The organism is Spiroplasma mirum ATCC 29335 (assembly GCF_000565195.1).
Taxonomy (GTDB): Bacteria; Bacillota_I; Bacilli_A; order Mycoplasmatales; family Mycoplasmataceae; genus Spiroplasma; species Spiroplasma mirum.
Genome location: NZ_CP006720.1, coordinates 549,101 through 573,853, shown reverse-complemented (window position 1 = coordinate 573,853; position 24,753 = coordinate 549,101). Strand labels below are relative to the sequence as shown.

Below are 24,753 nucleotides of genomic sequence, written 5' to 3'. Positions count from 1 at the left end.
ACATTAAAGTGGTTAATTATAATTACTAACCACTTTAATTTGATTATTCTACATAAAAAAATATCAAGCTCTAAGTCTAAGTAATTAGAATTTGATATTTAAATATTTTAAAAAAATGTAACCTGCTTGCTTCTGTATGGTAAAAATATTATTTAAGTAGTATACTCCTTTCATATTAATTATATGCTAATTTTACTACTCTGTTATTTCTATATTTTAAACTAATTAAGAGTTTATTTTTTAAAATTCCATTTTAATATTTTTTTGCTTAGTGCTTTTACCTTTTTATAAAACTATAAAATATTAATGAGCATCTTTAAATTAACGATCTGATGTTAAATAATTTTTATCTTCTTTTATTAATTTTGAATCTTTATTATTCGTTAACAAAAGTTGTTTTTCGTGATTTTCTTGTTGTTTTTTTTAATTAGTTGTGCTTGTTTAATATTGCGTTCCGATTTTGTTTCATTAATGTCTAAAGATGTCTTTACTGGTGGTTGCTCAGGCGCCGGATTGGCATGGTTGTTTTTTGCATTTTCTTGGTTATTCAATTCATTTATTAAAAAATAAATTATTTGATTTTTTTGATTTAGTAATTATGTTTATAAAAACTTTATAAGTATCTATTAAATTTTTTCTCGTATCAATATCTAAATTAGGTTATTGTTGGCTGGTAATTAACAATTCTCATAAATTTTTTAAATCTTCATAACTAATTGAATGCTCGATACCATTCACTAAATAAGGGCTGGTTATTTCATAATTTGCTACTCAACTAATATTTTTAATAAAAAATGATGTTTATTTTGTAATGATTTTTTTAACAACCATTATGATTTTTAATTTTTTTTAATAATAACTCTTTGATTTTTGTTTATGCCGTTAACTTATGATTAATTGGAATGTTTTTAACTGGAATGGTCCCTTTTACAATGGAGATTATCCGCAGTTTTGGAATTAGCAACAAAATCAAAGTTAACCCCACCTTATTATTTAGTATAATTGGTATTATCCCAATTATCATCTCCTTTTTATGCTTTTATTTTCTTGAGCAAAATATTTTAAATATTATGTTAATTTGTTATTTTGGCTGCTTGGGGTTAGGATTATTAATAACAATTTATAGAAATCAAAATATTATGACTCATGAAATTACTTTTGCTACTAATAATGGAAACTTTAAAATGATTTGAAAAAATAAACTATTCTTGGCTTATTTATTCCCATCCAGTTTTACTTATGGGTTCAATGAATTTATTGGTTATCTCCTTCCCGTTCTGGTTTTTGATCAAACAATTTACTGGGTAATTTGAATTGGAGTCTTTTACTTCCTACGAAAACTTAGTGATCTTAGTGGTAGTCTGCTTACGATTAATAAACAAAAGGTTTATTATGCCAATATTATTAGTAGTGTCTTAGTTGTCATTAGCATGGGATTATTTTTGGGAATGCTGATTATGAATTATTATAGTATTAATTCGCTAGCAACTCACTTATATTTAAATTATTGGGATTGGGGTTAGTCAATTCCTAATTGGGATTACTTTAGCAATAATCACAAAAACCCAAATATTATTGTTAATAATGCTAAACCAATGATTTTCATTATCTTATTAAGTTGTTTTACAATTATAAATATCATTAATTTAATGCTCATTAGCAACAATAAAATTGTTATTAATTCTTAATGTAAAAAGTAGGAACAAATAAAGGTTCCTACTTTTTTTCTTATTAATTAAGGGTTTTTATAACTCAAGGTTCAAGTAACTCCAAAGTTATCTTCAACTATCCCTAACTTTGCTCCTCAATATTGGTTGGAAATTGGCATAGTAATTTCACCATCAGCTGCTAAATTATAAAATAAACGTTCAAATTCTCATTCACTATCTAACGATAAACAGACGGAAACTGTTGATCGATTACACCGTACTTCTGAACATTTTTCATTTGCCCTGGGAGTAATTTTATCAGAAATAAAAATTAAAGTTCCTTTAAAATTTAATTTAGCATGAATAATTTTATTACGAAGAATTAAAGAGTATGGATTATTAATTGGTAACTTTTCACCAGTTAAGACTTCAATGATTTCCGCGCCTAATGCTTTTTCATAAAATTTTATTGCTTTTTTAGCATTTTGAATATTTAATTCAACAATAACATATTGTTTTGAATTATCTTCTAATTGCATTCTTGTAAACCTTCCTTTATAAAATCTAATTGTTTTTAAGCACAAATTAAGTTGGTAAAAACACTTAAAAACTCATAAGTTCGTTGTAAATATTTTTGTATAAGTTAAATCTTACTATTAAATTTTCAAATTTTGAAAATAAAAACACCTATTATATCTTAACAATGATTGGAAAAATATAAGAGGTGTTATGTACACTCAAGGGGTTTATATTTACATTCTCATTTTATATAAAATATCATAGAGGTCAATAATGCTTTCTAAACATTCTCAATGTTTGAAATCCTTATTAATTAGTTTAGTCGTTTTTAATGTTTAATCCAAAAAAGAGCGGGTAGTAATATAATTCACCCCGACATTTTTTGACATTACACAGGCAACAACAATTCCAATTGGTGGAACAAACCACCAAGCAATATAATTTTCTCACTTAAAATGATAAATTTGAAAGACAACAAAAAACCCAATATAAATTAAATGGCAAATACCCCCCCGTTAATCAAATAATTAATTGTAACATTCTTAAACCGTGATCACCACAAAAACCACTAATTACAAAACAAGTCATAAAAATTGTGGGAATAAAATTATTTAACGTCGGGTCCTGTAATTCTTTTACCAAAATTTTAGGAGTAAAGATATAGCGTAATAAAATTAATCCAACAATTAAAATAGCAAAACTAATAGTAAGATATTTTAACCAGTTACAAGCAAAAGAAAACGCAATTGTGGTTTGGTTAAACATTCCTCAAGCATTGCCCATTGTTGCTGTTCCTAACGCCGCACCCGCCGCTACGCTAGTGCAAGTGGTTGCTAAAAAGCATTTCAATAAAAATTTTTAAAGTTTTCATCGAATCTCCTTATAGATAATTTTTTCCTTAGCTTATTATCATATGATTATCATATAATAAATTTTTAAGTTTTCTAAACTTTTTTAAAAACTAAAAAGTAAGGAGGATATTACTGACCTTATACTTAATTAGTTTGAAATCTTAATTTAAATTGTAGGAAAAATTATTGTTGATTTGGAATCCCCGAACTTGTCATAATGCTTTTGGGTTCATGTTGACTCATTCACTGGCCCCAACTTTCATAATGGTTGAGGCAAAAGCTGATTGTTCAATGTAGATTGGACCATTGACTCCGACCGGAATTCCTAAGGCAAACCAAATTAAGAAAATTGCGGTTGAACTAAGGAAGAAAAAGAATGAATATGGAACCATTAACGACATTAACGAACCAATTTTGAAATCAGCATGGTGTTCTTTTTTAATTCAGTTTTGACCATACATTAAAACTAATGGGAAATAGGTCATAATTGGAGAAATAATATTAGTGGCACTATCTCCTACTCGATATGCCATCACTGTTGCCGCGGGATGAATTCCTGCTTGTTCTAAAGCAATGGCAAAAATTGGACCTAATACAAATCACTTGGCACTTAACGAACCCATAAATAAATTAATAAAAGCAATTAAAACAACAAAGATAAAAATTGTTAATGTTGGATTAATTCCTTGAATTCCTTGACCTAAATAATAAGCACCAGCCATATCTAACTTTGTTTTACTTAAAGTAGCAATAAACTGTGACATTACCAAAAAGATTACTAAGGTACTAGCTGATCGTTTTAAACCAAAAGTTAAGGTTTCGGTAAAGTCATCTTTAGTTTTAAAAGTTTTCGCAGCATAACCATATGCTAAACCAATTCCTAAAAATAGAAAAGCAATCACTAATACTAAATGTGGTAAAATGCTATACTGGTTAGCTAATCCTGGGGCTTTAGCATTTAACGTGGCACTAAAATCAGGGTTAAACGGTGCATTAAACGGCGCATAAGGGACAAACATCATTATTAAAATAATTGTTAAATAAATTAAACTAAATCCTAGCACAAACCACATTCCCCGGCGTTCTTCTTTAGTTAACTTGAATCGTTCTTGCTGAACACCATTAATTTCAAATTCATCAATGGTTGTCATGTGCGCATAGCGATTAATAATTCTTTTTTCAACAATCTTATCGGTTACAAACCATCCTACTAAAGTATAAATGGGAATTAATAAAATTGTAAAATATCAATTTGATAAAGCATTCATCACTTCCTTGTTAAAAAATGAATTTGTTGAAGAAGTTAATAAAAATTCACTAGAAGCAGGAATTAGGTTACCAGCAAACCCGGCGGATACTCCTGCAAACATCGCCACAATTCCAACTAGCGGATGACGATTAGCTTTATAATATAATACCCCTGCCAACGGAATTAAAATTAAATAACCTGCATCACTAGCAACCGAAGAAATACAACCAATTAAAATACAAACTGGGGTTAATAAAACTTTTGGAACTCGTGATGCCATTTTTTGTAACGACACATCAATAAACCCGGATTTTTCAGCAACCGTAATACATAAGGTAGTAATTAACACAACACCAATAGTAACTAGCCCCGTAAAATTAGTAATGAAATTAGTAAGTCATCAGATAATCCCTTCCCCACTAAATAAATTAAAGAATTTTAACTGATAAACTTTTTCAACTTGTTGATTTTCACGCACATAAATATTGTAAATTGTAATTCCCTCCGGAAACACAAAATGCAAGATCATCGCGAGTACCATGATAATTAATGTTAAATATATAAATAAATAAAATGGTTTTGGTAGCTTATTTCCTAACCACTCAATCCCATTTAAAGTCTTATTTCCGACCTTCCCAAAAATAGCATTAAATTTTACTCGAAACTTAAGACTCCTCGATTGTTCTGTTCTTTCTCTCATAGTTATTCCTCCTTATTAAATATTATACTATATTATTTTTATAATGCAAGAATTTTTTTATGTTTGAATTGACAGATAGTTAAAATAAATGCCAACTATTTTTATTAACTTCTTCAACAAATTCATTTTTTAACAAGGAAGTGATGAATGCTTTATCAAATTGATATTTTACAATTTTATTAATTCCCATTTATACTTTAGTAGGATGGTTTGTAACCGATAAGATTGTTGAAAAAAGAATTATTAATCGCTATGCGCACATGACAACCATTGATGAATTTGAAATTAATGGTGTTCAGCAAGAACGATTCAAGTTAACTAAAGAAGAACGCCGGGGAATGTGGTTTGTGCTAGGATTTGTTCATTAATTTTTGTAAGTCCTTCATTAGATATTTCATTTAATTTTTCCACATTATTATTTTGTGCTTCAATGTTTTTAAAATAACTATGAAAACTATTTTTTGTTAGTAAATAAACAAAATTTATATCACAAATCATGTTTGAATAATTTTCATTAATAAATTTGGTTAAATTTTAAAAATGTAATTTTATTATTTCTCTTTTTACTAAAATTATTCTTTTATTATTAATTAATAAAGTTTAAAAAGTTTTTCCTGTGATTCATAACTTTAAATCATTCAAAACATCAATTAATTCGTTAATTAAATTGTTAATTTTAATAATATTTCTTTATCTAACTTAGGTTTTTCATATCTTATTTTTATTTTTTCAAAATAATTAAAAAAGCAATTAATAAATTTAAACAAAATAAACATTAAAAATTATTATTTTAATAAGAACTAACTATTTAAATTATTAAAAAACAGATAATTGCTTATCTGTTTAAAATGTTTTAACTACTTTTTTAATTTGGTCATCATATTGATTAATTAATTCTTGTGGAGTTAATAAACTAGTTGGAGCAACTTTTGTGCCAGCTACTAAAATTGGTTCGTTTACTTTGGCACCGACAAATTCTCAAGTTCCTTTTAAATATTCTGTATGATTACCTCATGGGTATCATCCAAATGGTGCTCCTTGGGTTGTTAAAATTTGGACTGATAAATGGGGTAATAATCCAATAGCATCCCCTTTCTTTGAATATTTATATGAAAAAGTTTTATTAGCAACTAAGACATGGTCTAAGTAGTTTTTTACTAACCCCGAAACATTAAAGTTATTCATTGGACAAGCCATAATAACTTTATTAACTTGTTTTAATTGGTTAATATACACATCAGAATCTTCTTCATTAAAATAAGTTGCAAAATTATCGACTGTTAATGTTTTTAAAGCCATTGGTGTTTTGTTTAAATCTAAATGAATAATTTCATCATTTGGATTTAATTCTTGATAATGTTTAATAAAACGATGCGCCAATTCTTTTGAATATGATTTTTTATCTGGGCTAACCGTTCCGTAAATTACTAATACTTTTGTTGACATTGTAGTTCCTCCTTATTTATTGGTCTTTATTTTACCATAATTATAACTGAATCACCATTAATTAGGAGGGAGAAAACTTAAAAGTTTAATAATTAGGTTATATATTTTGATAAATAAACTTTATCTTAAGCCTAATGTAGCAACCCAAGATAAAGCAATGTATCTTGTACGATGAAGTAGGACAAAACGACTCTTATTAGAGTTGTTTTTTTATTTGTAAACAACTTTACAACTTAATATACACCGATATGCGGTATATAAAAAGCCGGCCAAGGCAAGGGTGAAATTCCCTATCAGAAATGAGGAAAATTGGGGTTAGTAATAACCATAGTCGTGATAAGTCCAAGTATCAACATCGAACGACAATAAATTATAGAGATGGTGACTTTATAAATATTTATGCGTTAGTAACTGGCTCTTTCGTGTTGCAAGCATGAGTATTTTAAAAAAATGATAGTCGCATTAGTTTGCAGAGGAGAAAGAGGTGGATATCCACGGCGTCACAACAATATAAATAACTACATTATATAGTTATTTTAGTTAAAAAAATTAATAAACATCGGAGGTTTAGATGAAAAAAATACCTAAAAAAATAACTATTAAAATAGATGAATTATCAATCTGAAGTTCTTATGTTACTACACAAGAAGTAAAAGATGAATTATGAGCACTTGGTAAAAAGAATTAGAAGAAATAAATTATGTCATATTGTATTAGTGATTAATTAATTGTATTAGTGATTAATTAAATGAAAAATGAATTAATAATAAAGTATTAAAAATTAATGATAAAGATATCATTTATGCAGAAGTGAAAGATAATGATTTAGATTGAAAAATAAATTTATATACCAAATTTAAAATAGATTATTAATATGTTGAATGCTGCATGGGTTCTGTTCAATTACCAACAAACTTTAACTTAAATTTAAAATGATATGAAATTGATGAGGTTAAAGATCTAATTGTTTGACTATTTAGAAGTGGAACCAAATTATGAGGTGATTAATAAATGGAATTAAAAATTAAATACGATAAATTATTACTGCTTAATGAAGATAAAAATCAGTTATTAGATTTCATTTTGGCAAATAAAAATACTAGTGTGTATTGTGAAAAACATAATAAGAAAATGGAATATTTAGATACTCATCAAAATAGATTATATTGTGAAGACTGTTTAGATATTCAGTTAATTAATAGTGAAATTAATATTAATAATGAAAATAGAATTTTAGATTATTGTATTGATAATGAAATTGTAATGTTAGAAGAATGAAAGGAATGATATTAATGACTAGTGGAGAAGCAAGTTTATTAGCAAAATTAGAACAAATTGAACATAATCAAAAAAAGATTATGATAGCAATAACAATATTAGCATCTTTTCAATCAGTAAATTTACATGATGAAATAATTAATAAATGATTTGATGTGGATAAAGAATTAGCAGAAAAGAAACGATTAAAAGCACAAGCAAAACAAAATGGTTATACATTAGCACAATGAAAGAAGAAATTGGAGAGTGATAAATAATGAATAAATTTATTGGAATTGGTAGAACAACAAAAGATATTGAAATTAAAAAAATGCAAAATGGAAAAGAATATACAATCTTTAATTTAGCAATTACTCGCCCATATTCAACACAAAAAGAAACTGATTTTATTCCTTGCCAAGTTTGAAATAAGCAAGCAATTACTTTGCAAAAATATTGTAAAAAAGGTAGCCAAATTGCAATTAGTGGTATTTTACAATCATATAAAAATAAAGATAATAAAATTGAATGAATAGTTCAAGTATCTAATTATGAATTTTTACATACAAACAATAATGTATTATCAAAAAAACCACAAGAAAATAATAGCAATAAAAATAACGATTATATTGTTTTTAATGGCGATGATGCAATTTTATGAGATTAGATGTAAAACCTTTATATATTTATAATGATGCATTGCATAAGTATAGTATTTTAATACCTAGTGTTAGCCAAATTGTTAATATTTTAGTGCTAAAAGATTTTTCCCAAATTGATGAGAATATTTTAAAATTAGCACAAGAACGTGGTAATTGTTTACATAATATGATTGATTATTGAATTAAAAATAATTTTAATGATGAATTAATTGAGTTTGTTGATTGTAATATAAAGTCACATCGTGAATTATTTAAAAATTTTATAAAACTATATCAAGAAACTTTTAAAGATATTCAATTTAATAATTATGAAACTGAAAAAAAATACTATACACCTATTCTTTGTGGAACAACTGATTTTATAGGTAAAACAATTAATAATGAAATAATTATGTGTGATTGAAAAATTACAAGTTCAAATGAAAAGATTGATATTGAAAGATATATTTGACAATTAAAACTTTATTACTTATTAGAAAAAGATTTTAAAATTGATAATAAAAAAGTAACGTTTATTATTATTAACCCTAAATTAAAAAAAGTTATTAAAGAAAAAATAATATTACTAAACAAGATTTAGAACAAATAAAAGATGCAATTTTAACATGACAAGAAAGTGAGGAATGAGAAAATGCAACAAGATAATAACTCAAAAACATTAATTGAAAGTATTGGAGAAATTCAATCTAATATAAATATTTTTGTTGGTAAAAATGCAAGAAATGAGTTTAATAAATATAATTATTTTACTGAAAGTGACTTATATCAAACTTTAAAACCAAAATTAAAAGAACATCATATAACTTATACTATTCAAGCAATTGGCGAGCCAAAATTTATGGAATCAGAAAATATTAAAGGTGGAAAAATGACAAGTTATTATTCAAAAGGTTTATTAACTCTTTATAAAGGTAATGAAAAATTAGAGTTAGGAATTATTTTATCAGCACAAAACTCAGACATTGCAAAAGCAATTGGTAGTGCTTTAACTTATGGTGCTCGTTATTGATTATGTAAAACTTTTGGAATAGCAACTGATGAATTAGATCCTGATAATACTGAAATAAGTAAAGAAAATAGTAATCAATCTATTAAAGAAACTAATAAACAACAAATTAATAATTTAAATTCAATGAGTTTAGATCAATTTAATAATATTAAAACATTTTTTACAAATAAAGATTTAAATTCTGATTATATTGAAGAAGCTAAAACTTGAATTAAAGATAAATTAAAAATAAATAAAATTGACCCATCAATAATTAAAAAACAAAATGAAAACTTTTATATTAACTTTAAAGAAAGGTTTTTAAAATGACTATAATAGAATGAGAGAGTGAAGAATAATGATTAGAAAAAGATTGATTAAAAAAGTTTTGAAATTTCGTGGGGCGTCTATTTATGAAAACAAATAAGTAATGTTTGAGGATTGAGCACATTTATTTCTTAAAAAACTTGATGACGCAACAATTTCTGATTTAAAAATTGCTTTAAAGAAAAAAATATTTGAATATACACAAATTTTTTTACCAAAGAAGACAATAAATATTGATTATGAATATCACACATACTATTTAAAAAAATAAATATCAAAGAAAGGAAAGTGATAATGACTATAACAAAATTAATAAAAACATATGATGAGCTTAAAAAACTGAAAAATGATTATATTCCATTATATGAATGAGTAGAAAGCAATACAGATTATTTAGAAAAATTAAAACAACAACAATTATTTAAAGAAGATTTAACGATTATTAACGAGACCCGAACTAAAATAATAGTTCAAATGAATAAAGAAAAATACAATTTATTAGAAAGTAAAGGTGAAAAATAATGACTGAAAAGAAAATATTAGAATTTATGAATAAACACGGATTAACAAAATGCGATAAAGTAATTTTAGTATTAAAAGATAATAAGGAAGAAGAAAATAATTCAGAATATTAGGATAGTAGTACCCTAAATATATAAAATCTATAAAAAGATTAAAAAAAATGAAAATGTCCCAAAGAATGGATTACCAAATTATAATGATGTTGTAGAATTAAGTAAAAAATATAAAAATCATTGACTTGATTATACTTAATTTTCTATATATGATGAGAACATAGATTTTAGTTATAATTTTGCATTATGATATTTTAAAAAAAAGAATTTATTTTTGAGGAAAAAACCACCCAAGTTCTGATTGATCTGTAAATGAAATCAATATTTTTATTTTAAATTATGTAATAAATTTATTAAAAAAATGAGGTTATTTAGATATAAAGGAGGATAAATAATGGCGAGGCATAACAAATATGATACTTGTATTCAATGTGGCGAAAATTATTGAGATTGTGAATGTGGTGGAATTGTTGAATGTTGTATTGGTTGTGAGAATGGAGGAAAATGTTGTGGAATTTAAAATAAAAAAACAGTTTGCAGATATATGCAAACCAAAGATAACTTTACTAAAACTATTGAAATTAGAAAGAAACTAAAATAATGTTTCAGTTATCATACAAAAAAGATAGAAAATTATTTCCTTGTGAAACAATAACAAAAAATATTATCGTTGGTGAAACAATATTATCAGTTAACTTAAAATCATTAGATTATTGTGAATATTTTAAAGAAAAATATGGAGCAGAAAACATATTTATTGTTAATAAAGAAAAACAACAAGTTTTTAAATGATGAGATATAGAAAAGGAGGTTAAAAAATGAAAACTAAATTAGGTGAATTAATACTTAATGATTCATTAGAATATTTAAAAACAATTCCTGATAAAAGTATTAATTTAATATTAACTGATTCACCTTATCTTTATCCAAATATTGCAAAAAAAAAAAAAAACAATTAATTAATATTCAACAAACATTATTTGATTAGAATGGAGGTTAATAATAATGTCAAGAATAAAACCAAATAGAACAATTAGAAATGTTAATATTCATTTAACTAATAAAGATCAAGAAAAATCATGAAATGAGTTACCTGAATTATATACAAATTCTCAAAGAGTTCAATTTTTTATCAATTATTATATTGTCCATAATAAAAAAAGAGATTAATATCTCTTTTTATTTTTTATAAATCATTCATTAATTCATCCACGGCATTAAGATATTTTTGCTGTTTTTTAACTTTTTTAGAATGTTTTTTAACAACACCAATCTTATTAATATTTTTAGCAAGTTCAACGGCACTATCACTTCCATATAATTGTTTTTCATGTTTAATTAATGCTTTATTTTGGCATTCATTAATTCGTTTAATTACACAAATAGCTTTAATTAATCCTAATAGCAATAAGATAGCAACTACACCAATTGCAACTGCAACACCAGTTACTGCATTTACCATATTAAAAACCTCCTTTCTAATGTTATTTTTTATTAAGTTCTTTTTTAAATTGTTCTTTTTCATATTTAATAAATTCTCGATATTCTCGTTGAGTTTTAAATCAATAAGTAGTTAATATTAATATTAAAATAGGTAATAATTTTAAAATTCAATTTAAAATATATTGCATTTGTTTTTGAGGGAATCAATATGGTGATTTTTGAATTATTCTTCCCACACTAGCTGGTATTACAAACATTACTAATCCACCTGCTCAATTATGTTGTCATGATACATCATACATTCCTAATTTTGCTCATTGTAATCAATGTGGTAAATCAACTAAACTAGGTAAAGTTGTTCAAGAAGTAGACAAAGCAATAAATATAAATGCATTAATGCCATCAATCATCTTATATTGTTTTTTTCTAACCTTTTCAGATTTTAATAAAAACTGATCTTCATATCGTTCTAATTCTCTACGATAAAAGCGAGCTGGTTTAGTTCAAAATAAATAATATGCTCATTTAAATTCGGGTCTAGTTATTTCTTTATTTTCATTCATAAAATTAAATCCTTTTTAACTTACTTTTTTTCTTTCCACATGAATAGAATGTAAATTTTGCGGTATACCATCTTGATTTTGATTATAAACTTTTCCTTTATAATTAAGTAGTAATGCTATATAACTTGGCTTTGGTAATAATTCAATAGAAACATTTGATATAATACCTTTAAAATTTTTATAACTTGCTACTGAGCCCAAACGAGAATTATAGGGTCCAGTTAAACTAACAAATACACGATATTCATAATTTATTTTATCGAAATTTTTAATTTGATAAGTTCCGCGGATATCAGGTGCAAAATCACTAGTATCTACAACTTCTCATTTCATATTATTAATTTCTTGATTAAGACTTATAATTTTATTTTGTAAATCTAATATAAAATCATTAATATTTTTTGTTTCATTATTAACTGTTAATAAAGCATTTTTAACTATATATTTACTATCAGATTTATCAATATAATCTTTATTAAACATTTCATCTGTAATTACATTATCAGGAATATTTCCTAGTTTTGCTTTTCATAAACCATTATCATAATAAATTGTATTATTATCAAAGGGAACAACTAATTTAATATACTCATTATAATCAATTTTACTAAAATCATTTTTTGTAGAATAACTAATATTAATACTATTATCACTAAATAAACGATTTTTTAATCAAAATAATAATGTTGGATAAAATGTTTTTTTAGATATATGCTTATATTTTTCTTCTCATGGATGAGCATAATTATCTAAAACATAATTATATGGGCGAGTAAATGTTTTAGCAGAAGTAGTATCAATTATTTCACCAGCTAATTTTAAAGCATTTTTAACATCCTTAGTAATATTTTCATTAGCTTCTGGATCATTAGTTTGTGAATATGCAACACCACCTTGCGATATACTAGCACTCCCCCTTAAATCATCTACACCTTTTGGCAAATATCAATTAATAACAGCTAATAAACAAGCAGATTGAATATAATTTAATCATCTATTATAATCAATTAAACCAGTTCCATCTTTTTTAACTCATGGAAATAAATCTTGTTTATTAATTTTTTCTGAAACTGTTGCACCAGCTAATCTATCAATTCATAAACTAGTTTTTAAAATAGAATTATAAATTAAATTATCATTATAAGTAGATTGCTTACGATCATTAATAGGTTGTCATAGGGGACTTTTTTTAACATCTTCAACTGTTATAAATAATAAATTATTTTCCATGTAATACACCTCTTATTTTGTTTTATATCTATTTTTAAAATTAACTGGTTTATAATAATTAAATTTTCTTTGTACTTTTTTAGCATTTTGAACAGTTTTATTAGCTTGATAAAAAAAATTATTAACTGGTTTAATATAAGAACTTTTAATATTTTTAACAACATTTCTACGCTCTTGATATCATGATTTAATATTAATTTCACCTTGAAAATTAAAGTTAAAATAACCTTTTTGTAAATCATAAATAAAGTTTTTAATTTTATTTAATTTTTTAGTAGTTTCAATTGTTAATTTAGTTGATCCCTTAGGATATTTTTCCTTTAATTCTCGTGGTAATCGACTTTTAATATATTTTCTTAAATGACTAGGTAATCATTTTCTTAATCAATATCTTCAAAATAATGTTCCTGCATTTGATACAGCACTACTTAATACTTTTCATACTTCAACTGGGACACCAGTATATACATAAGGTCCATATCATTTAGGATTTTTTTGCTTTTTTTGTATAAATTAATAATATTAAATTACCTGTTAAAGTTAATTTATTTGTAATATTAAACAGACCACTATCAAGCCAACTACTATTTAAAGATTGTCAACTTGTATTAATATAATTTTCATTTTCAAATTGTTTTTTATTTTTAAGATTATTTTCTTTTTCTAATTCATTTAATATTTGTTGTATTTGTTTTTGATGACCTTTTTTAATTAAATTAACATATGTTAATGGATTTAATCATTGATAAATATCTTCAACTTTACTAGATACTTTTTGAAGAGGATTAGAATAGTAAGATCTTGCTTTATTAATTAAAGTAGTAAATTTACTTACTATTTCTTGATTCTCTATATTTTCTACTAAAAAAGTTATAATTCGTAAAATTAATAAATTCATAATTATTTTTAAACCTATATCATTAATTTAACTTGATAGTCTTTATTTACTTTTTTGTAGCACTTGGCATTTGAATATGAATATCATTTGTTGAGTTACCTACTAACCAATTTTTACCATTTAAAGAAATTATAACCTCAGTTGGTACTGATATATCATATCTTGCTTGTGTATTAAAATCTGGTTTTTTAATGATAACTTCATAATCACTATCTTTTATAGTTTCTTTTAAATCATCATCAACACTTTTTATAATTTGAGGTTGTAATGCATTAATTATTTCATCTTTTACTACATTTTTAGGGTCTTTAACTTTAAATTCTGTTGGATCATCAACATCATCATTAATTACATCACTTAAATTTTGCAGATTAAATTTATTTAAATGTATATTAAATATTTTTTCTCCCTCAGCATTATTTTTTCCTTTAATATTTAAAATAAAATTATTACTATTACCAATTAAATTAATATCATTTTTACCATCAAAATAAGGGTTTATTTCAAAATCATTTTCTGTTAAACTATCATTAATTTTTTTAATTTCTGATAAAACAGATTTTTTATAAACATTACTTATTTCATTTTTAGTTGCTGTTTTAGGGTCTAAAACATTCATAATAAAATCATTTTGCGATACTGTCGGCTTAACAATATTACTTATATTTATTTTCCTAACGGATGGTCCTGGGTGTGGGTGATGGAATAACATAATCAATAGGAACACGATAAGTTTTATTTAAGTTGTTATATGCTTGTGTAATTTCATCTTGTGTTGGTTGTTTTTCTAAAATAATTTTACATGTTTTTGGATATAAAATTGTTGGTGTAGCATATTGTACTTTACCAATTCATTTAGGGTTAGCAGTATCATTATCTAAAACTTGTTGAATAGTATCCATATTAATTGGATATGCTCATACTTGTTTATTCATAATAATACCATTTAAGTTAATAAAATTATAACCTCTATCACGGTTAACTTGACCTTTAGTATATGCTTTTTCTAAATTAAAACTTTTAGTTACTGGAATACCCATTGCAGTATTTTCATATAATTCACCATTAACCATTGCTTTTAATTGTGCTTGTGAACCAATTACTTTTAAATAAGCAGGTGTTAAACCTAAATATGCTCTTCGTCCTAAAACTAAAAACATTTTTTCAGTAGATAAACCAAAATATAAATTACTAATTTGATTTGTAGTATCAATAATACTTTCATTTAATTTAAAAAATACTTTATTTGCATCATCAGCATTATCTGAATTATAACTACGCAAAGGCATAACTTCATATTGTCCATCTGCTAAACAATAATCATAAATTGCTTGAATTAATTCACATTCTAAATTAACAAATTTATTTTGGACAACACTTGAAATAGCATTAGCAATCATTCCATTTTTAATATTTGCTTCAATCATTGCTAAATCAAATGCTTCATTCATAAGTTTTAAATTAAATCGTTTATCAATTGGTACTGGAATTCTTGTTAATCCCATTGTTTGAGTTGTTCCACCATTTGGTAAACTATAATCATCTTGTCATACAACACGATGAGTTAAATTATATAATGCTTGACCAGCATTAGGTAATCATGCTACTTGTTCTGCAGTAGCAGTTGCATATTGAAAAATACTTGCATATTCGTTATATAAAGGTCCACGCAATAATGCATTAACCATATCAACATATGCTTTTTGATCTTGTTTATTACCTTCTAATGTAAAAGGTACTTGTGGCAAGTTAATAGTTGCCATATATATCTTCCTTCCTTATTTATTTAAGGGTTTTAAGTGTATATTCAGATATTTTTTTTATTTCATCAGGTGTATAAGCACCTTTTTCTTTTAATTTTTCAATTTCATCTTCTTTATTATCATGTGATTTCTCAATAAATTCTTTAATAATATTAGTTGGTGAAATTAATTGTTGTTCTTCAATAAATAAATCAGGTTTTAATTCTTTTAAAGTATTAACTTTTTCTGTTAAAGAATTACCATTCACTTTATCTAAATTAGTTTTAATATCTTCAATTTTAGTAGATGGAATATCTTTAAATGCTTTTAATTCATCTAATTCACTAGATAATTTTAAATATTCTTCTCTTGATACAACATCTTCTCGTTTTTGTAAACTTTCTCTAATTTGTTTTGCTTCATTATTGAATTGTGAAATAATCATATCTGATTGTTCTTCACTTAATCCTTGTTTAATTAATTTTTCTCTTGTAAATGCCATTTTTAAAATCCTCTCTTTTTTTATTCTTGTTCGATTAACAAATCAGCTAAACTCTTTTTAAGGTGGAAAGCATAAACCAAATAACGCTTTTTTGTAAAAGATTAAACCATGTAATATATATACAATGTTATTATAACTAAATAGTTTAATAATACAATATATAAAATATACAAATACTAAACAAATAATATAAAAGTGTTATAATTAAATTAATAAAAGTAGAGTAAGTCCCTTTTTTAAAAGTAATAGGCTCAGTGGATTAGTCCAGCTTACTCTACTTTTTTATTTAACTAAAATAATATCATATAGTTTACAAATATTATACTTTTAGTATTAATATACTAAACTAATAAAAAAATGTCTAATTTAAGCCTTAAATCGCTTATTTTAATATAAAAATGTTATAATTTTTAGTACATTGGAAAGTGCCTCAATTTGGTAGAGCACTCCGTTTTGGGCGGAGGGGTTGCGGGTTCAAATCCTTGTCTTTCCAACCATTTTTTTATTTGTTTAAGTAATTAATATATATTATAATTTAATTAAATAGAAAAGAGGATTAATTGAAATGAAAAGATTATTAAGTATTATTGCTGCAATCACATTAATAGGTACTAGTTCAACAAATTTAGTTGCATGTAACAGAGATAACAAAGTATTACATAATAACCACTTATATAAACAGTGAAAAGGAACAGATGTAGATCAACAATTTTTTTAGAAAAAATTATGATGGTAAAACTTATTTAGTAATAAGTAATAATGTATTAAGTCCAAATAATAGTTGACATGGATCAATAATAGCTAAGGATACACCTAAATTAAATAATTTTGTTTTAGAACCTAATTGAAAAGTATATATTTGAACAAGTGAAACTGATACACCATTTGTCCCAAATATTGATAAAACAAATGGAAATATTATTAAGGAATAAATACTAAAAAGGAGTAAAAGTATATTAGTTATCCATGAATTATTATTGTTCCTTGTACTATTTTTTAATTAATAATAATAATCATAGTATTTTTAGTTATAACTGCAAAAAAAAATAATGAAATTAATGGAGTTGTTGAAAAAGAAATTAAAGATAATTTAAAAAAATTAAATCATGAAGAATATATATGAAAAAATGAGAATAATTATATTAATTTAAAAAGAGAAGTGTGGTAATGTATTATGGGTAACCGAAAAAAAATATCCTACTATAACAAAATCATATAATAATAGTTTCCCAATAAAATATAAAGAAATTTACAACATTGTAAAAAATTATTTAGAAATAGATAAAAAATTTAAAAAAGAGGATTAATTTCTCTTTTTATCTTGGCAATATATTTATATCAATATTATCTGAACTATTATTTAAGAAATTTACTGAAATGTCTGATGTTTTAATTTGTATATTTTTATCATTACCAAAATATTTTCAATTAGATGGGCTTTGAGGTAGAAATAATGGTTTCATTGCTTTTGATATTCTTATTTTTAACTTCATATCATTTGTATAATAAGCCTGTAAATATATTTCTCTTACTTTTTTACTTTCTCAAGTTGTAGTCTCAGTTATTAGAACAGTAAATAACATCCTTGAAACAGATAATGTGTACTCATTGAAAGAAACATTTTTAGCTGGTTCAGTTGTATTTGCAGTTGAAAATGTTTGAATATCATTAACTTTAATATTATCAGTATATAATGTAATTTTATTTTCAAAATTAACATTATCAATTTGTTCTTTTCCAATAGAAGTTAAGGTAGCATCTGATAACAATCCTAAATTATTATCACAGCCATAAACCCCACCCCTTAAAGTAATATTTCTATTTGGTATAAAATCCTCTATATTCGGCATCTTACAATTAACTTGTAAATTATTAAGGTTTGTTATTTCTATTGTTTTATAAGAAGCAATAAATTTATCGATACTTTGAATTGTAGGATCAATTTGTTTTAAATCAACTTCTACTTCATAATAACCATTAAAAATTTCATCTTGGAAAAAATTAGTAGTTTGAATACATTGTGCTGGTGCAACAAAATTAGTATAGAAAGGATGTCTAGTATTTCCATAAAATAATGTTTTAGTATATGGTTTATAGTTATATGGAATTGGTGGGAGAACATATTTAGGGTAATCAAATGTTGGTATTTCATAATCATGGGGGATTAAGAAACTAGTTTTATAATTAGTTGTCATATCCCGTAAATAATTATTCAAATAACTTTTTGTTTTACCACGAAAACTCCATACAGATAATCGCAAATAATCTTCTTCATTATTCGTATATGGATTATCAGCATAAAAGATAATTTCAAAATTACCTTTATACAAAGCTTGAATAGAAAACATATCAATTATATAACTACAACCTGTTCCATTCGGTGTTTGTAAAAATTGTAAATCATTATCTTTTTCACTATCACTAACTGGTGTCTGAGCATCAACTGCTTTTGTATTTTCATTAATTAAGTAAACTCTATTAGTTTTTTCATTTAATTGTTTTAAATTATATGTTGAATATACTAATTCTTCTGTTGGTTTTCCATCACTTGTTAAAACAGTTCCTTTTAATTTATCTGTTAATAAAGTAGTAAACCCCATACTTGTAGCATTTGCACCAAATATAGCACCAACTTTATCATTTCCTTGTTCTCTAAATATTTCAAAAGGTAAATAACCATTACCCTTAGCATTTTCACTCCAAAATGCATCATTATAAAAGCTATATATAGTTGAACTCATAAAACCATTAAGTCATTGAAAATTAGGTCAAGTTGTTTCATCTTGATTAATTACTCATCCTCATGGGATTCCAAATGAAATAAAATTTAAGAATTTACCAACTCCACCCGGAATAGTAAATGGATTAAAAACTAATTTTTGAGTATAGTTTAATGGTAAAACTGTAATTTGGCGATTAATAAAATTATTAATATTTAAAATATCTCAAACATTACATTCACCCATTTTATTATATTCAAAGCGAACAATACCAACAGTATTACCAAAATTATCTCTTCTTCTAAAATATGATGAAGCTTGCGTACTAAGAATATTATCAACAGATCCATTATTTACTTTTAATTTTTTTGGTGGAGTTATTTTTCAATTTTTAGACCAATAAAATTTAGAATCTGCATTTTCAGCATAAATATTTCTACCAACACCACTATTACTTGCAGCTGTATTTGTAGGGTCAGTAATAACAATACCCTCACTATTTTTTTGACTTCAAAAGTCATACCTTGACTCCATATCTCCTTTTCAATCTTTATAACCCGTTATCATGGTTGGTTGAATTCCTTGGACATTATATCAACTAACATCCGGTGAAACATAAGTATTTATCTTATCAGGTGAAGCAGGATACATGTTATACATTAATAAATCTCTTGAATTCATTACTTTTTCATTAAACTTACCTTTAATAATTGGTCTTCCAATTACTGGAACATCGAATAAAACCGGGTTACCATAAAATTTAACAGACATAGCAAGAACTCCTACATCTTGTAATAAAATAGGGTCTAATTCAACAATACCTTTATTTAATTTTTTATCATAAGTAATTTTAGGGAAAGTATAACCTTCACCAGGCGCACTTGTTTGAATAAATTGTCTAATTGCTAAACCACTATTACTAATTTTGTCATTAATACTTGAAAAAGTAATTTGTTGTCATAAAAAACTACCATCTCATGGTGAATAATAATTAATTACATTTGATGGATATAATCATTGTCTATCTTGGGGAATCGAATTAACATCACCACCACCAATATTTAAACCATGATCATTAAATACAACATAAAAATTATAATAATCATTAATATTTAATCTATTAATATCTTCATCTAAAATTAATAAAGTATATTGCCGTTCTGTTGATTGCTGAGTAAAAATCTGCTCAAATTTAGCTTCTCCAAATTGAATATAACTTGTGTCATCAATTATATAAGCATCTCAATATTTACCAACTTTAACTTCTTTGGTATAAAAATTATCAGCTTTATTATCATTATTAATAAAATAACTTAATTCATATTGATCTAAAAATTTAAGCATTTCATTAATATCATAAATATTTGAACCATCAAATATTTTTCAATACATATTATTATTTTCATCTTTTAATTTCATAGCAAAAGCAGTTTCATTATTTGCTCATACTGTTGAATTAATAGGTTGATTTTTAAAATTATCAGCAGTTAATAGTTTAATTTCTTCACCTTTATATTTTTGTACTATTTTTAAAGATTCTTGTCATTGAGCAATAGTACTTTCCATATTATCAAAAATTCGTGAATAACTACCATAATCACTTGGTTTAGAATTATTTGGTTTTCAACCAGTTTCTGTATCAGGAATATATGAAGTATAAACATTGAATGGAAATACCATTCAATGGCGATTATCTTTTAAATTTTCTCTAATATCTATTAAAGTATCATGTGCTTGTCTTCTTAATTCTTCGATCATTGCAGGATTAATTCTACCCATTTGTTAATTCTCCTTAATTTCTGTTCTACCCTGTAAAGCGTTTTTATTATTACCAGTTTCATCATATTCCATTAATTTATTATTATGTTCTATTTCTTTTGTCTGCATTTTATCTTGTCATTCTTCCACTTTTTCATAATACTTAGTTGCTTCCAATTCATTTAATTTATCATACCAACTAATTGCTCTAACTGGTTCTAATGTACCATTATCTAATCTAGCAGTAATAATTTCATTTTCTCGCATTTGATCTACTAAACTTGCACTTATAAAATCTCAACTATATGGTCTTTCACCAGTTCCATCTCATAAACCATAAAATTTTAAAACAGCATCAAATACTTTTGTATAATATGATTTACGATATGATTGTAAATAAGATTGTTTTTCTAAATCTTTTGTTTTTGTTAATAATGATTGTGTTTTATTTTGTTCACTATCTGATTTATCACCAAAAGGACTTGAAAAATGACATGCAATATAAACTTGTTCAATTATATTTTTTTGATCTTGTGTATATGTCTCTAATGTTGGAGTACCTTGTACAACTTGTAATGATTGTGATAATTGCCCATCAACCACCGTTTGTCCAGATTGAATAAAAATATCATCAAAAATACTTTGATAAACATTCTTATTACCCTTGTTATAAGCATCAATCAAACTATTATCTAATATACCATATCAGTGAGTACGATTAGCTCATCTTTCTTTTGATTTAATAATAAAACTATCTTCTAAATCATATTGTAATTTATAACAATTTGCCATAGTAGGTCATGGATTTAAAGTTGTTGAAGTTGATAAAAACATAGGATTAGGTTCATTAATCATTTCTCAAAAAGGAACTATACCCAATTTATTTTTAAATTGTTGTACTAACACTGGTTTAACATTATCTGCTATTTCAGTTTTACTTTGTCCAACAATTACTTCATTATTTTTAGGTCAACCTTTAATAACTATTTTATCTTTCGTACAAATTAAATTTAAAATAAAACCACTATCTGATTGATGATAATTTAATCAAATATCAGCGCCTTGTTCAATTTCATTAATTTTAGAAACTCTGGAAGTAAAATTAAATGGATTAATTCATAAATCAATATTTCCATCATCTGTTTCTAATAAACCAAAAATAGTTTTACCCATTAAACTAGCTGTAATTTCATTTTTATCTAATTTCTCTTTAATTTTATATGTTTCATACCATCAATTTAATTTATCTAATATTGTTTTATCATGTGAATTAAATAAAATAGTCTTCCCATTAACTAATCGCATTTGATGACGAGCAATAATATTTGCTAAATTAATTGTTCATTCATAATTATAAAATTTTAATACACTATTAACATCATTTAAATTTGGTAAATTTGGTAAACTAATCATTATTTTGCTCCTTTATTTTAAGTATTAATTCATAATTAATTACTTTAACAGTTAATAAAGTATGTTCATTAGCTAATACTTTAATACAAACTTTAATTTTTTGATATTTCTTAATATATTCATTAAATAAATTTAATTTACATATTGCAATATTATCTTTCTTTAAATCTTTACAAAATCTTTTTTTAACTTTGCCACAAACTGACATATAAGGTCTTTTTGCATTAATAACTCTTTCATCATCAACTACATATATATCTTTTTTCATTAAGTCATTCACTCTCTTTCTTTTCATAATTTATAATCTGCTGAACTATTATGTTTAACCATATTTACTAATTCAAAATGTAATGCATAAAAATCACTATCAAATGTATCATCATATAAATCAAGCATTCTTTCTTCTCTGGCATCTGGTTTATCTTCTCATTGAATTAATTCATATTGAAATTTACTTACAGGACATTTTTCTCATAATCATTTTAATTGATTAGTATTAATTAACATCGTAAATGCTTCAATACGATGTCTAATTTTAAATTTTTGTTTTTGTGCTGGTTGGAAATGCATAAATTGACCAAATTGATATTTTTGTTTTTCTCTTTGTAAACTTTGTAATGTTGAATAAGCACTATCATCAACTTGAATATTAATACCTTGTTGAATTAATATATAATATTTATTTAACTGATTATTATAAAAATCTAAAATATCATGTACTTGATCTAATTCAGTTTTAAATTGTTGAGTTGCATTTGAATGTGTATATTCAGCAACTTTATATGATTTTTTATCAAAATTATTAAATAATCAAAAGCTTGCAGCTGTAGTATGTCCCTTAGGACTTGTCGCATTAGCAATATCAACACCACCTAATAATTTAGTTGGTTGAATAATATCTGTTGCTTGCATAATATCAATATATCTTGCAAAGATTGAACCACTAGTATTACCAGGTAAACCTCAACTTCATACTCTTGCTCTTTCAATATCTAATTGTTCTAATCTTAATTGTTCATTAACTTGGTCTTGTGGTAATAAATTATTTAATCTTCAACTAGAATAATGAATAATAATTTTCATATTTCATTTTTCAATATAAGCAATTTGTTCCAATTTACTAAGCATTATTTCTTCATTAAAAGGTAATAATTGATTACAATAACCAACAATATATCTTTTTAAACTTTCAGGATTACATGTGTTTATAACTACTTTATGTTTATAACCTCTTAAAGCAAATGAAATATCACTTAAATCTTTTTGGTCATATTGGTCACATTCTTCACGCCAATCAATTACTAACTTATATTTATTTAAGTCAGAAAAGGCTTTTAATTTTTCTCTTTTAGTAGTTGAATGTAAGCCATAACATACTATTTCACTACCATTTGAAAATTTAAAAGAATGGTTACTTAAATTAACAGTAAAAGGAATATTATGTTTTTCTAATGTATTATAAATATTTGTAAAAATACTTTTTCTAACATTTTTATTCATTTTCATACTAGCAAAAATAAAAACAGGTTCATTTATTAACATTGATATTTTTATTAATTCAGCAAACATTTCTAAATTTGATAAAGTCTTACCACTATATCGTGTACCAATCTGATTAATTTCATTAACTAATTCAAATTTCTTAGCAAATGGATATTTATAACCAATACTACTATTTTGCAATAACCAATAAGGAATTTCTAATAAATAAGTAAAATGATTAAGCATTATTATTTCCCTCATTATTATTATTATTATATTTTTTAATATCTCTAATATCAGTTTGTAGATTAACAATTATTGGCTGTTGTTGATTTAAGTTTAATTCTTGTTCCAACTGTTTTTCTTGTAATGAATATTTATAATTAAATGCTCGCTGCCAATATAATTTAGCACCATCAGGAGTTTTCATCATATAATTAATTATTTCACTTTCAATTTTATCAACTTGCTTTTTAAGTAAAGGAACTATCTTTTCGCTCTTGTAAGTTTCATATCTTCATCTGTTAGAAAGGTTGAATTCATTGATTAAATCATTCAAAGTATATGGTTTATTAGGTGGTTTATTTTGCCAAAATTCTTCTATTTTACGATAAAATGTTCGTAAACTTGCTGTTGTTGGATTAAATTCTTTCATTTTTTTACTCCTTTTTACACAATAAAATTGTAATCGATATAATAATATGATTAAATATATTGTGTGCAGGTATAAAATTTGAAAGAACTTAAAAGAGTTCTTTTTTACATTATATTACAAAAAA

General features: G+C 24.6%; 29 protein-coding genes and 1 tRNA gene. 14 read left to right on the top strand and 16 right to left on the bottom strand.

Going from position 1 to position 24,753, the window contains the following annotated elements; genetic code table 4:
- Nucleotides 1-902 precede the first annotated feature (902 nt).
- Nucleotides 903-1,523, top strand: a complete 621-nt coding sequence (locus P344_RS02835) for a hypothetical protein (RefSeq protein WP_156028538.1) — start codon at nucleotides 903-905, stop codon at nucleotides 1,521-1,523.
- 212 nt (nucleotides 1,524-1,735) lie between these two features.
- Here the strand turns inward: P344_RS02835 and P344_RS02830 are convergent, their stop codons facing one another.
- The 3 genes from P344_RS02830 to P344_RS02820 form a co-directional block, all read right to left on the bottom strand.
- A complete protein-coding gene (locus P344_RS02830) occupies nucleotides 1,736-2,188 on the bottom strand; it encodes a VOC family protein (protein WP_025317389.1) in 453 nt (150 codons plus the stop codon).
- Between the two features lie 430 nt (nucleotides 2,189-2,618).
- Nucleotides 2,619-3,017 carry an SLAC1 family transporter gene (locus P344_RS02825; RefSeq protein WP_025317388.1) on the bottom strand — a complete coding sequence of 133 codons (399 nt, stop codon included), beginning with the start codon at nucleotides 3,015-3,017 and terminating at the stop codon, nucleotides 2,619-2,621.
- A gap of 163 nt (nucleotides 3,018-3,180) precedes the next feature.
- Nucleotides 3,181-4,968 carry an AbgT family transporter gene (locus P344_RS02820; protein ID WP_025317387.1) on the bottom strand — a complete coding sequence of 596 codons (1,788 nt, stop codon included), beginning with the start codon at nucleotides 4,966-4,968 and terminating at the stop codon, nucleotides 3,181-3,183.
- 143 nt (nucleotides 4,969-5,111) lie between these two features.
- On the opposite strand from P344_RS02820, the gene P344_RS02815 reads away from it, so the two are divergent.
- Nucleotides 5,112-5,336 (top strand): AbgT family transporter, encoded by a 225-nt coding sequence (locus P344_RS02815; RefSeq protein ID WP_025317386.1) that lies wholly within the window; start codon nucleotides 5,112-5,114, stop codon nucleotides 5,334-5,336.
- 475 nt (nucleotides 5,337-5,811) lie between these two features.
- Here P344_RS02815 and P344_RS02810 read toward each other — a convergent pair whose 3' ends face one another.
- On the bottom strand, nucleotides 5,812-6,414 hold the full coding sequence (locus P344_RS02810; RefSeq protein ID WP_025317385.1) for an FMN-dependent NADH-azoreductase: 603 nt from the start codon (nucleotides 6,412-6,414) through the stop codon (nucleotides 5,812-5,814).
- 1,011 nt (nucleotides 6,415-7,425) lie between these two features.
- Between P344_RS02810 and P344_RS02805 the strand changes: the two genes are divergently transcribed.
- The 10 genes from P344_RS02805 (at nucleotide 7,426) to P344_RS06710 (ending at nucleotide 11,393) form a co-directional block, all read left to right on the top strand.
- Complete coding sequence (locus P344_RS02805; protein ID WP_025317384.1) at nucleotides 7,426-7,707, top strand: hypothetical protein; 282 nt, start codon at nucleotides 7,426-7,428, stop codon at nucleotides 7,705-7,707.
- Nucleotides 7,707-7,949, top strand: a complete 243-nt coding sequence (locus P344_RS02800; RefSeq protein WP_025331871.1) for a hypothetical protein — start codon at nucleotides 7,707-7,709, stop codon at nucleotides 7,947-7,949. The genes P344_RS02805 and P344_RS02800 overlap by 1 nt, the downstream gene beginning before the upstream one ends.
- Nucleotides 7,949-8,338 carry a single-stranded DNA-binding protein gene (locus P344_RS02795; protein WP_025317382.1) on the top strand — a complete coding sequence of 130 codons (390 nt, stop codon included), beginning with the start codon at nucleotides 7,949-7,951 and terminating at the stop codon, nucleotides 8,336-8,338. Before P344_RS02800 ends, P344_RS02795 begins: the two co-directional genes overlap by 1 nt.
- On the top strand, nucleotides 8,329-8,913 hold the full coding sequence (locus P344_RS02790; RefSeq protein ID WP_025317381.1) for a hypothetical protein: 585 nt from the start codon (nucleotides 8,329-8,331) through the stop codon (nucleotides 8,911-8,913). The genes P344_RS02795 and P344_RS02790 overlap by 10 nt, the downstream gene beginning before the upstream one ends.
- 51 nt (nucleotides 8,914-8,964) lie before the next feature.
- Entirely contained in the window at nucleotides 8,965-9,657 is a 693-nt protein-coding gene (locus tag P344_RS06050; protein WP_025317380.1) for an ERF family protein, read from the top strand.
- A gap of 285 nt (nucleotides 9,658-9,942) precedes the next feature.
- Nucleotides 9,943-10,170, top strand: coding sequence for a hypothetical protein (locus P344_RS02780; protein WP_025317379.1), 228 nt, complete (start codon nucleotides 9,943-9,945; stop codon nucleotides 10,168-10,170).
- A 447-nt stretch (nucleotides 10,171-10,617) separates the two neighbouring features.
- A complete protein-coding gene (locus tag P344_RS07860) occupies nucleotides 10,618-10,743 on the top strand; it encodes a hypothetical protein (RefSeq protein ID WP_269078575.1) in 126 nt (41 codons plus the stop codon).
- Between the two features lie 80 nt (nucleotides 10,744-10,823).
- On the top strand, nucleotides 10,824-11,057 hold the full coding sequence (locus tag P344_RS02770) for a hypothetical protein (protein WP_025317377.1): 234 nt from the start codon (nucleotides 10,824-10,826) through the stop codon (nucleotides 11,055-11,057).
- Nucleotides 11,042-11,182, top strand: coding sequence for a hypothetical protein (locus P344_RS06965; protein ID WP_169728228.1), 141 nt, complete (start codon nucleotides 11,042-11,044; stop codon nucleotides 11,180-11,182). The genes P344_RS02770 and P344_RS06965 overlap by 16 nt, the downstream gene beginning before the upstream one ends.
- A 46-nt stretch (nucleotides 11,183-11,228) precedes the next feature.
- Nucleotides 11,229-11,393 carry a hypothetical protein gene (locus P344_RS06710; RefSeq protein ID WP_156028536.1) on the top strand — a complete coding sequence of 55 codons (165 nt, stop codon included), beginning with the start codon at nucleotides 11,229-11,231 and terminating at the stop codon, nucleotides 11,391-11,393.
- Nucleotides 11,394-11,409: 16 nt separating this feature from the next.
- Here P344_RS06710 and P344_RS02765 read toward each other — a convergent pair whose 3' ends face one another.
- The 7 genes from P344_RS02765 to P344_RS02730 form a co-directional block, all read right to left on the bottom strand.
- Entirely contained in the window at nucleotides 11,410-11,685 is a 276-nt protein-coding gene (locus tag P344_RS02765) for a hypothetical protein (RefSeq protein WP_025317376.1), read from the bottom strand.
- A gap of 22 nt (nucleotides 11,686-11,707) precedes the next feature.
- Entirely contained in the window at nucleotides 11,708-12,229 is a 522-nt protein-coding gene (locus P344_RS02760) for a hypothetical protein (RefSeq protein WP_025317375.1), read from the bottom strand.
- Nucleotides 12,230-12,244: 15 nt separating this feature from the next.
- Nucleotides 12,245-13,459, bottom strand: coding sequence for a hypothetical protein (locus P344_RS02755; protein ID WP_025317374.1), 1,215 nt, complete (start codon nucleotides 13,457-13,459; stop codon nucleotides 12,245-12,247).
- A 484-nt stretch (nucleotides 13,460-13,943) separates the two neighbouring features.
- Nucleotides 13,944-14,357, bottom strand: a complete 414-nt coding sequence (locus P344_RS02745) for a hypothetical protein (protein WP_025317372.1) — start codon at nucleotides 14,355-14,357, stop codon at nucleotides 13,944-13,946.
- Between the two features lie 46 nt (nucleotides 14,358-14,403).
- Nucleotides 14,404-15,075: a hypothetical protein gene (locus P344_RS02740; RefSeq protein ID WP_156028534.1), complete on the bottom strand. Its 672-nt coding sequence runs from the start codon at nucleotides 15,073-15,075 to the stop codon at nucleotides 14,404-14,406.
- Complete coding sequence (locus tag P344_RS02735; protein ID WP_025317370.1) at nucleotides 15,032-16,120, bottom strand: hypothetical protein; 1,089 nt, start codon at nucleotides 16,118-16,120, stop codon at nucleotides 15,032-15,034. Before P344_RS02735 ends, P344_RS02740 begins: the two co-directional genes overlap by 44 nt.
- A gap of 19 nt (nucleotides 16,121-16,139) precedes the next feature.
- Entirely contained in the window at nucleotides 16,140-16,601 is a 462-nt protein-coding gene (locus tag P344_RS02730) for a hypothetical protein (RefSeq protein ID WP_025317369.1), read from the bottom strand.
- A gap of 419 nt (nucleotides 16,602-17,020) precedes the next feature.
- Here P344_RS02730 and P344_RS02725 point away from each other — a divergent pair.
- Both P344_RS02725 and P344_RS08080 read left to right on the top strand, forming a co-directional pair.
- Nucleotides 17,021-17,098: transfer RNA gene (locus P344_RS02725), tRNA-Gln, on the top strand.
- A 68-nt stretch (nucleotides 17,099-17,166) separates the two neighbouring features.
- Complete coding sequence (locus tag P344_RS08080; RefSeq protein WP_169728227.1) at nucleotides 17,167-17,319, top strand: lipoprotein; 153 nt, start codon at nucleotides 17,167-17,169, stop codon at nucleotides 17,317-17,319.
- A gap of 598 nt (nucleotides 17,320-17,917) precedes the next feature.
- On the opposite strand, the gene P344_RS02720 is transcribed toward P344_RS08080, so the two are convergent.
- The 5 genes from P344_RS02720 to P344_RS02700 are packed head-to-tail and all read right to left on the bottom strand — an operon-like array spanning nucleotide 17,918 to nucleotide 24,629.
- The gene (locus P344_RS02720; protein ID WP_025317368.1) at nucleotides 17,918-21,100 is read right to left on the bottom strand and encodes a hypothetical protein; all 3,183 of its coding nucleotides are present in this window, start codon (nucleotides 21,098-21,100) and stop codon (nucleotides 17,918-17,920) included.
- A gap of 3 nt (nucleotides 21,101-21,103) precedes the next feature.
- On the bottom strand, nucleotides 21,104-22,492 hold the full coding sequence (locus P344_RS02715; protein ID WP_025317367.1) for a hypothetical protein: 1,389 nt from the start codon (nucleotides 22,490-22,492) through the stop codon (nucleotides 21,104-21,106).
- Complete coding sequence (locus P344_RS02710; protein ID WP_025317366.1) at nucleotides 22,485-22,787, bottom strand: hypothetical protein; 303 nt, start codon at nucleotides 22,785-22,787, stop codon at nucleotides 22,485-22,487. Before P344_RS02710 ends, P344_RS02715 begins: the two co-directional genes overlap by 8 nt.
- Entirely contained in the window at nucleotides 22,760-24,220 is a 1,461-nt protein-coding gene (locus tag P344_RS02705; protein ID WP_025317365.1) for a PBSX family phage terminase large subunit, read from the bottom strand. Before P344_RS02705 ends, P344_RS02710 begins: the two co-directional genes overlap by 28 nt.
- A complete protein-coding gene (locus tag P344_RS02700) occupies nucleotides 24,213-24,629 on the bottom strand; it encodes a hypothetical protein (RefSeq protein WP_025317364.1) in 417 nt (138 codons plus the stop codon). Before P344_RS02700 ends, P344_RS02705 begins: the two co-directional genes overlap by 8 nt.
- Nucleotides 24,630-24,753 lie beyond the last annotated feature (124 nt).